This window comes from Pseudomonas sp. WS 5532 (assembly GCF_012985445.1).
Lineage (GTDB): Bacteria > Pseudomonadota > Gammaproteobacteria > Pseudomonadales > Pseudomonadaceae > Aquipseudomonas > Aquipseudomonas edaphica.
Genome location: NZ_JAAQWK010000001.1, coordinates 760,849 through 771,510, shown reverse-complemented (window position 1 = coordinate 771,510; position 10,662 = coordinate 760,849). Strand labels below are relative to the sequence as shown.

6 protein-coding genes are annotated in these 10,662 nt (G+C 60.3%); 5 read left to right on the top strand and 1 reads right to left on the bottom strand.

Annotated elements, in window-relative coordinates; genetic code table 11:
* Positions 1–409: 409 nt before the first annotated feature.
* Positions 410–1,042 carry a TetR family transcriptional regulator gene (locus HBO23_RS03605; RefSeq protein WP_017137249.1) on the bottom strand — a complete coding sequence of 211 codons (633 nt, stop codon included), beginning with the start codon at positions 1,040–1,042 and terminating at the stop codon, positions 410–412.
* Positions 1,043–1,307: 265 nt separating this feature from the next.
* Between HBO23_RS03605 and HBO23_RS03600 the strand changes: the two genes are divergently transcribed.
* The 5 genes from HBO23_RS03600 to HBO23_RS03580 all read left to right on the top strand — a co-directional run bounded on the left by HBO23_RS03600 (position 1,308) and on the right by HBO23_RS03580 (position 10,634).
* Positions 1,308–2,456 carry an efflux RND transporter periplasmic adaptor subunit gene (locus HBO23_RS03600; protein WP_017137248.1) on the top strand — a complete coding sequence of 383 codons (1,149 nt, stop codon included), beginning with the start codon at positions 1,308–1,310 and terminating at the stop codon, positions 2,454–2,456.
* Positions 2,457–2,459: 3 nt separating this feature from the next.
* Positions 2,460–5,621, top strand: a complete 3,162-nt coding sequence (locus HBO23_RS03595) for an efflux RND transporter permease subunit (RefSeq protein WP_017137247.1) — start codon at positions 2,460–2,462, stop codon at positions 5,619–5,621.
* Positions 5,618–7,075: an AdeC/AdeK/OprM family multidrug efflux complex outer membrane factor gene (gene adeC, locus HBO23_RS03590; RefSeq protein ID WP_017137246.1), complete on the top strand. Its 1,458-nt coding sequence runs from the start codon at positions 5,618–5,620 to the stop codon at positions 7,073–7,075. The genes HBO23_RS03595 and adeC overlap by 4 nt, the downstream gene beginning before the upstream one ends.
* A gap of 164 nt (positions 7,076–7,239) precedes the next feature.
* A complete protein-coding gene (locus HBO23_RS03585; RefSeq protein WP_017137245.1) occupies positions 7,240–8,937 on the top strand; it encodes a molecular chaperone HscC in 1,698 nt (565 codons plus the stop codon).
* Positions 8,938–8,948: 11 nt separating this feature from the next.
* Positions 8,949–10,634, top strand: coding sequence for a J domain-containing protein (locus tag HBO23_RS03580; RefSeq protein WP_169985448.1), 1,686 nt, complete (start codon positions 8,949–8,951; stop codon positions 10,632–10,634).
* The last annotated feature ends 28 nt before the right edge of the window (positions 10,635–10,662 follow it).

The window sequence follows — 10,662 nt, the reverse complement described above, 5'->3', positions numbered from 1 at the left end:
GTGGGCTAAACGGGTACTGGTAAACATGGGTCAAAATCGAGTCTGAAAAATCCGATTATGACTGACAGTCGCGAACAACAAGGGGGAGCAAGCTCCCCCTTTGGTTTTTACCGGACACTAGTGACGCTCTGCGTGGGAATGCCGCCCTGGACGCTCTGCGTCTGCCCCTAAAGCGTGACGCGGAGCGTCACAGGATGCATTCCCACGCGGAGCGTGGGAACGATCGCACAGTAGCTGGGAAACACTCCTTCACAGCCTTGCAACAAAATCGCTACAAAATACTTAGGCGGCTACCTATCAACCGCCCGCCAGCCCGTATATAAAGTCACCCCGCAAATCCTGCGAAGGGACGATTGACTGTCTCTGGACTTTACTGTTGACACAACTGGATGCAATTACGCATTTTGTCTTAATTGCGTAGGCTAGGGCTCAAGCGCAGCATGTCCAGCCCTGCGTCAACCCAGCGTTCGGCGTCCTGATGCAACTGGAAGCTGTCGGGGACTAGTAGCCATTGGCCAATCAGGCCGTGAATATAGGCATGAATGCACACCGCGCCACGCGTGGTGTCGAGGTTTTCCGGAAGTTGCCCGCGATGGACCGCGTTGCGCAGTGTCAGGCTGATACGCAGGTTGCACTCCAGGCTATGGGTCTGGCGTTGGCGCCGCATGTCGCACATTTCATCGGTGAACTCGCACTTATGAAACAGGATTTCGTTGATGCGCCGGGTTTTCGGGTCCAGGGCCACTTGATGATAAAGATGGATCAACAGCTTGCGCATACAGCCCAGCGGGTCGACTTCATCCTCGCTTTCACTGGCCCGGGCCAATTCGTCCAGGGGTTCGTGCAGCGTGTCGAGCAGTGCCTGGAGCAAATCGGACTTGTTACTGAAATGCCAATAGATAGCCCCGCGCGTCACCCCGGCCAACGCGGCGATGTCCGCCAGCGTGGTGCGCGCCACACCGCGTTGATAAAAGGCTTGCTCGGCGGCGTCGAGAATCTGGCTGCGCGTTTCCTGAGCTTCCTCTTTGGTGCGACGAACCATGGCAGTAAAACCTCAATCAGGACACTTTGGATGGTGCTTGAGCAACATCTGAATAATTGTGGGACGACGTCGTCTTGGACGCCGAACGTACTAAAATCGAGGCTTTGGCGCTTGCTTTGTCAACAATCCGCGAAGCCTGTCAAGAGTTTACAAACAACCGTGAACGTAAGTATATTGCGTAGCAAGCTACTTATCCACTCACGGCTTGTTTTTTACCCTTCCACACTTCTTGTGCGCATTTTGCGCGCCTGACCCGAGGATCTTCATGCAACTTAAGCCAGCTGTTACCGCTCTGGTCACTGCCGTCGCCCTGGCATCGCTGCTCAGCGGATGTAAAAAGGAAGAAGCGGCTCCGCCCGCTCAAACCCCTCAGGTCGGCGTGGTCACTATTCAACCGCAAGCCTTTACCCTGACATCCGAGCTGCCAGGCCGCACCACTGCCTACCGCATCGCGGAAGTTCGTCCCCAGGTGAACGGCATCATTCTCAAGCGCCTGTTCAAGGAAGGCGGCGACGTGAAGGAAGGGCAACAGCTCTACCAGATCGACCCGTCGGTGTATGACGCCACCCTCAAAAGCGCTCAAGCGAAACTGACCCAGACCAAGTCCATCACCGACCGCTACAAGCAACTTGTCGATGAGCAAGCCGTCAGCCGTCAGGAATACGACACCGCCGTGGCCAACCGCATGACGGCTGAAGCCGACGTGCAAACCGCCCAGATCAACGTGCGCTACACCAAAGTGTTCGCGCCGATCTCCGGGCGTATCGGTCGTTCTTCGGTCACCGAAGGCGCGCTGGTCAGCAATGGCCAGGCCGATGCCATGGCCGTGATCCAGCAACTGGACCCGATCTACGTCGACGTCACCCAGTCTTCGGCAGAAATGCTGAAACTGCGCCGCGACCTCGAAAGCGGCCAGCTGGAAAAAGCCGGCGACAACGCTGCCAAGGTCAAGCTGACCCTGGAAGACGGCACCGCCTACGCCCAGGACGGCAAGCTGGAGTTCTCCGAAGTGTCGGTGGACCAGACTACTGGCTCCGTGACCCTGCGCGCGGTGTTCCCCAACCCTGACCACACCCTGCTGCCGGGCATGTTCGTCCACGCCCAGCTGCAAGCCGGTGTGAACAGCAAGGCCATCCTGGCACCTCAGCAAGGCGTGACCCGTGACCTCAAGGGCATCCCGACTGCGCTGATCGTGAACAAGGACAACAAGGTCGAGCAGCGTCAACTGGTTGCCAACCGCACTGCCGGCGCCTACTGGCTGGTGGAAAAGGGCCTGGATGCCGGTGACCGCGTGATCACCGAAGGCCTGCAGTTCATCAAGCCGGGCATCGAAGTCAAGGTTAAAGACGCTGACAACGCCAAACCCGCCGGCACTGCCGCAGCGCCTGCTGCCGATGCTGGTAAAGGGGAGTAATCCATGTCGAAATTTTTTATCGACCGTCCCATTTTCGCCTGGGTAATTGCCCTGGTGATCATGCTGGTCGGGGCACTCTCGATCCTGAAGTTGCCCATCAACCAATACCCGGCCATTGCGCCGACCGCCATCGACATCCAGGTGACCTACCCAGGCGCGTCCGCACAAACCGTGCAGGACACCGTGGTGCAGGTGATCGAACAACAGCTCAACGGTATCGACAACCTGCGTTATGTCTCCTCGGACAGTAACTCCGACGGCAGCATGACCATCACCGTGACGTTCAACCAGGGTACCAACCCGGATATCGCCCAGGTCCAGGTACAGAACAAGCTGAACCTGGCGACCCCACTGCTGCCGCAAGAAGTGCAGCAACAGGGTATCCGCGTGACCAAGTCGGTGAAGAACTTCCTGATGGTGATCGGTCTGGTGTCGGAAGACGGCAGCATGACCAAGGACGACCTCTCCAACTACATCGTGTCCAACATCCAGGACCCGATCTCCCGTACCGCGGGGGTGGGTGACTTCCAGGTGTTCGGTTCGCAGTACGCCATGCGTATCTGGCTCGACCCGGCCAAGCTGAACAACTACCAGCTCACGCCAGTGGACGTCAGCAATGCCATCAAGGCCCAGAACGTGCAGGTGGCCACCGGCCAATTGGGCGGCCTGCCTGCCCTGCCCGGCACCCAGCTGAACGCCACGATCATCGGCAAGACGCGCCTGCAAAGCACCGAGGAATTCGCCAAGATCCTGATGAAGGTGAACACCGACGGCTCGCAGGTTCGCCTGGGTGACCTCGCACGCATCGAACTGGGCGGCCAGAACTACAGCATCAGTGCGCAGTTCAACGGCAAGCCGGCTTCGGGTATGGCGATCAAGCTGGCGGCCGGTGCCAACGCACTGGACACCGGCAAGGCCATCCGCGAAACAGTGAAGTCCCTGGAGCCGTTCTTCCCGCCTGGCATGAAGGCGGTGGTGCCATATGACACCACCCCGGTAGTGACCGAATCGATCTCCGGTGTGGTTCACACCCTGGTCGAAGCGATCGTGCTGGTGTTCCTGGTGATGTTCCTGTTCCTGCAGAACTTCCGTGCCACCATCATCACCACCATGACCGTACCGGTGGTATTGCTGGGTACCTTCGGGATCCTGGCGGCGTGCGGTTTCACCATCAACACCCTGACCATGTTCGGCATGATCCTGGCCATCGGCTTGCTGGTGGACGATGCCATCGTCGTGGTGGAAAACGTCGAACGGGTGATGGCCGAGGAGCACCTGTCGCCCAAGGAAGCGACGATCAAGTCCATGGGCCAGATCCAGGGCGCCCTGGTGGGTATTGCCCTGGTACTGTCGGCGGTACTGCTGCCGATGGCGTTTTTCGGTGGTTCCACTGGTGTGATCTACCGGCAGTTCTCCATCACCATCGTTTCGGCGATGGCCTTGTCGGTAATGGTTGCCCTGATCTTCACCCCGGCTTTGTGCGCCACCATGCTCAAGCCGATTGATCCGGAAAAACACGGCCAGCCCAAGCGCGGCTTCTTTGGCTGGTTCAACCGCACCTTCGACCGTGGCGTACTCAAGTACGAGCGCGGCGTGGGCGGCATGATCAAGCACAAGATTCCGGCATTCCTGGTGTATGCGCTGATCCTGGCCGGCATGATCTGGATGTTCACCCGTATTCCAAGCGCGTTCCTGCCTGAGGAAGACCAGGGTGTGATCTTCGCCCAGGTGCAGACTCCGGTCGGTGCTTCGGCTGAGCGCACGCAAAAAGTCGTCGACGACATGCGCGCCTTCCTGCTGAACGACAAGGAAGGCGAGCCAGGCGAAGGCAAGGCGGTGAAGTCGGTGTTTACCGTGAACGGCTTTAACTTCGCCGGTCGTGGCCAGAGCTCGGGGCTTGCATTCGTGATGCTCAAGCCGTGGGATGAGCGTGACTCTACCCAATCGGTATTCGAAGTGGCCAAGCGTGCGCAGGGTTACTTCTTCGGGGCCTTCAAGGACGCCATGGTCTTCGCCATCGTGCCGCCTTCGGTACTGGAGCTGGGTAACGCCACTGGTTTCGACGTGTTCCTGCAAGACCAGGGTGGCGTCGGCCACGACAAGCTGATGGCTGCACGTAACCAGTTCCTGGGTGCGGCGGCACAAAGCAAGGTGCTGGCCGGCGTACGTCCTAACGGCGTGAACGACGAGCCGCAGTACGAGCTGACCGTTGACGACGAGAAGGCCAGTGCCCAGGGCATCAGCCTAGCGGATATCCAGCAGACACTGGCCATTGCCTTGGGTGGCAGCTACATCAACGACTTCATCGACCGTGGTCGCGTGAAAAAGGTGTATGTACAAGGTGACGCCGCCAGCCGCATGTCGCCGGAAGACCTGGACAAATGGTACGTGCGCAGCAACGACGGGAAAATGGTGCCGCTGTCGGCCATCTCGTCGGGCAAGTGGATCTACGGTTCGCCCAAGCTTTCGCGCTACAACGGTGTAGCGGCGATGGAAATCCTCGGTACCCCGGCACCTGGCTACAGTACCGGTGATGCAATGGCCGAAGTCGAACGCATTGCCAAAGAACTGCCGGCCGGTGTTGGTTATGCCTGGACAGGCCTGTCGTACGAAGAGCGCCTTTCCGGCTCCCAGGCGCCAGCGCTGTACGCACTGTCGCTGCTGGTAGTGTTCCTGTGCCTGGCGGCACTGTACGAAAGCTGGTCGATCCCGATCGCGGTGATTCTGGTGGTACCTTTAGGGGTGATCGGTGCGTTGATCGCCACCAGCCTGCGCGGCTTGTCCAACGACGTGTTCTTCCAGGTGGGCCTGTTGGTGACGGTGGGCCTGGCGGCGAAAAACGCCATCCTCATCGTGGAGTTCGCCAAAGAGCTGCATGAGCAAGGCAAAGGCATCGTCGAGGCGGCTATCGAAGCGTCCCGCATGCGTCTGCGCCCGATCATCATGACCTCGTTGGCGTTCATGCTCGGCGTATTGCCGCTGGCGATCTCCACGGGCGCCGGCTCAGGCAGCCAGCATGCGATCGGTACCGGCGTGATCGGCGGTATGATCACGGCCACTGTGCTGGCGATCTTCTGGGTGCCGCTGTTCTACGCAACTGTATCCGCCGCTGGCGAACGCAAAAAGAAAGACACTACTGAAACTCCTAAAGAGGCTGGCCAATGAGCAAGTCGCTACTTTCCTTAGCCGTCACCGCATTCGTGCTCAGTGGCTGCTCGCTGATCCCTGACTACCAGCGCCCTGAAGCGCCGGTAGCAGCCCAGTTCCCGCAGGGGCCGGCGTACTCGTCGGCCCAGGCGCCGAGCCAGGCCGCTGCCGAGCAGGGCTGGAAGCAGTTTTTCCATGACCCTGCCCTGCAACAGCTGATCCAGACCGCGTTGGTCAACAACCGTGACCTGCGTGTCGCTGCCCTGAACATCGACGCTTATGCGGCGCAGTATCAGATCCAGCGTGCCGACCTGTTCCCGGCAGTTTCGGCCACCGGCAGCGGCAGCCGCTCGCGCACCCCGGCCAAGTTGTCACAGACCGGCGAATCGAGCATCTCCAGCCAGTACTCGGCCGGCCTGGGTATCAGTTCGTATGAGCTGGACCTGTTCGGCCGCGTGCGCAGCCTGAGTGAAGAAGCGCTGCAAAAGTACTTCGCCACTGAAGAAGCGCGGCGCAGCACCCAGATCAGCCTGGTGGCCAGTGTGGCGAATGCCTACCTGACCTGGCAGGCCGACAAGGAACTGCTCAAACTGACCCAGGACACCCTCGGCGCGTTTGAGCAGAGCTTCAAGCTGACCTCGCGCAGCAACGAAGTCGGCGTGGCCTCGGCGCTCGACCTCAGCCAGGCACGCACCTCGGTGGAAAACGCCCGTGTTCAATTGGCGCGCTATACGCGTCAGGTGGCACAGGACGAAAACAGCCTGACCCTGTTGCTGGGCACTGGCCTGCCAGCCAATATCACCAGCAAGCCGCTGTCGGATGACCTGCTCAGCGAAGTGCCTGCCGGGTTGCCCTCGGACCTGCTGCAACGTCGTCCCGACATTGTGCAGGCCGAGTACAACCTCAAGGCCGCCAACGCCAATATCGGCGCGGCCCGTGCTGCGTTCTTCCCGAGCATCAGCCTGACTGCCAGCGCCGGTACCGCCAGCCCTACCCTGGGTGGCCTGTTCAAAGGCGGTTCGGGCACCTGGTCGTTTGCCCCGCAGATCAACATCCCGATCTTCAATGCCGGTAGCCTGCGCGCAAGCCTGGACTACTCGAAGATCCAGAAAGAGATCAACGTGGCCAACTACGAGAAGGCGATCCAGACCGGCTTCCAGGAAGTCTCCGACGGCCTCGCCGCCCGCGAGACCTACAAGCAGCAGCTGGATGCTCAACGCGGCTTCGTTGCGGCCAACCAGGATTACTACCGCCTGGCCGAGCGTCGCTACCGCATTGGTGTCGACAGCAACCTGACCTTCCTCGACGCCCAGCGCCAACTGTTCAGTGCCCAGCAATCGCTGATCACCGACCGCCTGGCGCAGCTCAACAGCGAGGTCAACTTGTACAAGGCCCTCGGCGGCGGCTGGAACGAGCAGACCGCGAAGAACGAGCCGTTGAAAGAAGAAGCACCGGCGCTGAAGTTGTTCTGATCGTGCTGATGTAGATAAAACCGCTTCCCTTACCGGAAGCGGTTTTTTTTTGCCATGTCGTTAATCAGCGCGAATCAAAGGTGGGCGCTGGCTTGCCTTCCCTTCAACCTTTCAGGGTAAAATTAGTAACAGATTCTTACAGACCACAGAGGGAGCTTGTCGTAATGATCGTAGGAATCGACCTGGGGACGACCAATAGCCTGGCCGCCGTGTGGCGCGGCGATGCGGCCGAAATGGTGCCCAATGCGCTTGGCCAGTTGCTGACCCCCAGCGTGGTCGGCCTGGATGATCAAGGCCGTATCCTGGTGGGCCAAGCCGCCAAGGAACGCCTGCATACTCACCCACTCCTGACCACGTCGCTGTTCAAGCGCTACATGGGCAGTGCCACCGAAGTGCGCCTGGGCGACCGCTCGTTCCGCCCCGAAGAGCTGTCGGCGCTGGTCCTCAAAAGCCTCAAAGAAGACATCGAGCGCACCTACGGCCAAACCGTCACCGAAGCGGTGATCAGCGTGCCCGCCTACTTCAGCGACGGCCAGCGCAAAGCCACGCGCATTGCCGGTGAACTGGCGGGGCTCAATGTTGAAAAACTGATCAACGAACCCACCGCCGCCGCCTTGGCTTATGGCTTGCACCAGCGTGACAAGGAAACCTCGTTCCTGGTCTTCGACCTCGGCGGCGGCACCTTTGACGTGTCGATCATCGAGCTGTTCGACGGTGTGATGGAAGTACGCGCCAGCGCCGGCGACAACTTCCTGGGCGGCGAAGACTTCGACACGTTGTTGCTGGAACACTTCGTCGACAGCCAGCGCAATGCCCAGGGTTTCCCGCCCACCAGCAGTGTATTGCAAGCCCTGCGCCGCGAAGCCGAGCGCGTGCGCAAAGCCTTGGGTCAGGACGACAGCGCCGAGTTCGCCCTGCGTATAGATGGCCAACAGTGGGTCACAACCATCACCCAGGCCGAACTCGCCAAGCTCTACACGCCGTTGTTGGAACGCCTGCGCGCACCGATTGAACGCGCCCTGCGCGACGCACGGATTCGGGTCGGCGACCTCGATGAAATCCTGCTGGTCGGCGGCACCACGCGCATGCCGCTGGTGCGCAAACTGGCCGCAGGTTTGTTCGGGCGTTTCCCGTCCATCAGCCTCGACCCGGACCAGGTGGTCGCCCACGGCGCGGCGATCCAGGCCGCGCTCAAGGCCCGCTCGGCGGCGCTGGAAGAAATCGTGCTGACCGACGTCTGCCCCTACACCCTGGGTATCGAAACCTCGAACCAGTACGGCGGCCATATCGAGAGCGGGCATTACCTGCCGTTGATCGAACGCAATAGCAGCGTGCCGGTGAGCCGGGTCAAAAGCGTGGTCACGCTCTACGACGACCAGCCCCGCGTGCTGCTGAAAATTTACCAAGGCGAAAGTCGCCTGGTGAAAGACAATATCGAACTGGGCCAGTTGGAAATCCCCGTGCCCAAGCGCAAGGCTGGCGAAGTCTCGCTGGACGTGCGCTTCACCTACGACAACAACGGTTTGCTCGAAGCTCAGGTGAACATTCCGCTGACCGGCGAGCAGCACTCGCTGGTGATCGAGAACAACCCCGGCGTGCTCAGCCCGCAAGAGATCCAGCAACGCCTGCAAGCGTTGGCATTGTTGAAAATTCACCCGCGCGACCAGCAGGTCAACACCGTGCTGACCGCCCGCCTCGAGCGGCTCTACCAGGAAAACCTCGGCGAATTGCGTGAGCAACTCGGACACTGGGCCGCGCAGTTCCAGCAAGTGCTCGACACCCAGGACGAACGCCGCATCCGTGAGGCCCGCAGCGAGCTGACCCGACAACTTGAGCAACTCGATAACGGGTTCTGGCGCTGAAGGAAATCCACATGGACTGTTGGACAGTGTTGCAACTGGCAGACGATGCCGACGAACGGACCATCAAGCGCACCTACGCGCGACTGCTGAAAAGCTGCCGCCCGGACGATGACGCCGAGGGTTTCCAGCGCCTGCGCGAGGCCTATGAACAGGCGCTGAACATCGCGCGCTGGCGGGCCGACAACGAGGAAGTGGAAACCGTCGAGGCGCCGATGGCCGAACAGGCACACGGCAATCTCAACGATCTGGCTGAACTGATGGACGTTCGCCCCTTGAGTCCTGCGTCGTTCGAACCGCCCATGGCGAAAAACGCGTATGACCTCGCCGAGCTGATGAACATCAGCCCACTCAGCCCCGCCGCGTTTGAAGCGCCAAAGCCCGACCCGGCCCACGCGCTGCTCGCCGGCGTGAACCTGCACAACCTCGATGAACGCTGGGCCCAGGCCCAACAGCAGAGCTGCGAAGAAACATTCCAGGCCGGCCTGCTGCGCCATTGCTTTGAAGCCCCCGGCGAGCGCAGTGCAATTGCCGGTTGGGCGATGCAACACCTGGAATGGCTGACGCCCTGGCAACAGGTGGTGATGACCCCGTGGCAGCACGAAGCCCTCACCAGCGAGCTGCTGCAGGACTACCGCCGCACCTTGCAGGAACTGCTGGAGCAAAAGGCCGAGCGCGAGTTCATCACCCAACTGACGCACTACAACGAGCAAGCCTGGCTGCGGGTGTTCGATCAGCAGCAACAGTGGCAGCGCATTATTCTGCAACTGCTGCACGACACCCAATGGAGCGTGCCGCTGTTTGAACGCGTGTGCCAGGCCTTTGGCTGGGACGACCAGAAAGGCGTGTACCCGGAACCTGAGTGGATGTGGCGTGGCTTGGTGTCGCGTTGCGAGCAGGAAAGCTTTTATATCAACCTCCAGGACAAAGCCCAGGACACCCGGCGCACCAGCGCCGACGCCCTGGCCGCGCGCTTGTTGCTCACGCCCATGACCGCCACCCAACAGATGAGCATCATCGGCACGTTTGGCCAAAACGAATGGAACGCCTGCCAGCATCTGGGCGAAACCCTGACCTGGCGTTATCCGCAGTTGATCGAACGCCTGCCCCAAAGCGACCTGTTCTTCTGGCGCAAATTCGTCCCACGACCGATTTACGTCCAAGTGCTTATCCGGCTCTGGGCGATCTTTGCCTTGGCCGCTGTCCTGAACCTCGCTCACGTTCAAACCGAAGAGCTGGACTTCGGGGTCGTACTCATCTTAGTGGTATTGGCGATCTTGCCGGCCGCGGTTTTCTTTCGGATCACGCAGGTGTGGGTCTGGATGAGTTCGTCCTTTATGGTTGCGGACCTGTGGCTGAGCCAGTATTTGATCCCTAAGCGCGTCAACCCCAACCAGTATTGGCTGGTGTTACGCCACGGCATCCCGCAATTGGCCATGCTCGTGGCGTGCGGGCTGATGCTGGGGATTCTGGGGGCGATTACTTATGCCGGGATGCTGCTGATCAACCTGCTGCACAGCAAACGCATCGGCCACATGGGTGAGAAAAGCCTCAACTATCCGTGGCTCAATGGTCTGCATTGGGCCTTCTGGAGCCCGCTGCAAGTGGTATTCCTGGTGGTGATGGTGGCGGTGATCATCGTCGCGCAGCATTACCTGCCAACTGTGCCATGGACACATATCGACCTGCCAAAACGGTAACAAGAAGATCGGGCCTGAGCGTAGTGCG

Excerpts from the sequence above, each read along its gene's own strand:
- HBO23_RS03605 (WP_017137249.1), bottom strand. The coding sequence starts at position 1,042 with ATGGTTCGTCGCACCAAAGAGGAAGCTCAGGAAACGCGCAGCCAGATT.
- HBO23_RS03600 (WP_017137248.1), top strand. The coding sequence starts at position 1,308 with ATGCAACTTAAGCCAGCTGTTACCGCTCTGGTCACTGCCGTCGCCCTG.
- HBO23_RS03595 (WP_017137247.1), top strand. The coding sequence starts at position 2,460 with ATGTCGAAATTTTTTATCGACCGTCCCATTTTCGCCTGGGTAATTGCC.
- adeC (WP_017137246.1), top strand. The coding sequence starts at position 5,618 with ATGAGCAAGTCGCTACTTTCCTTAGCCGTCACCGCATTCGTGCTCAGT.
- HBO23_RS03585 (WP_017137245.1), top strand. The coding sequence starts at position 7,240 with ATGATCGTAGGAATCGACCTGGGGACGACCAATAGCCTGGCCGCCGTG.
- HBO23_RS03580 (WP_169985448.1), top strand. The coding sequence starts at position 8,949 with ATGGACTGTTGGACAGTGTTGCAACTGGCAGACGATGCCGACGAACGG.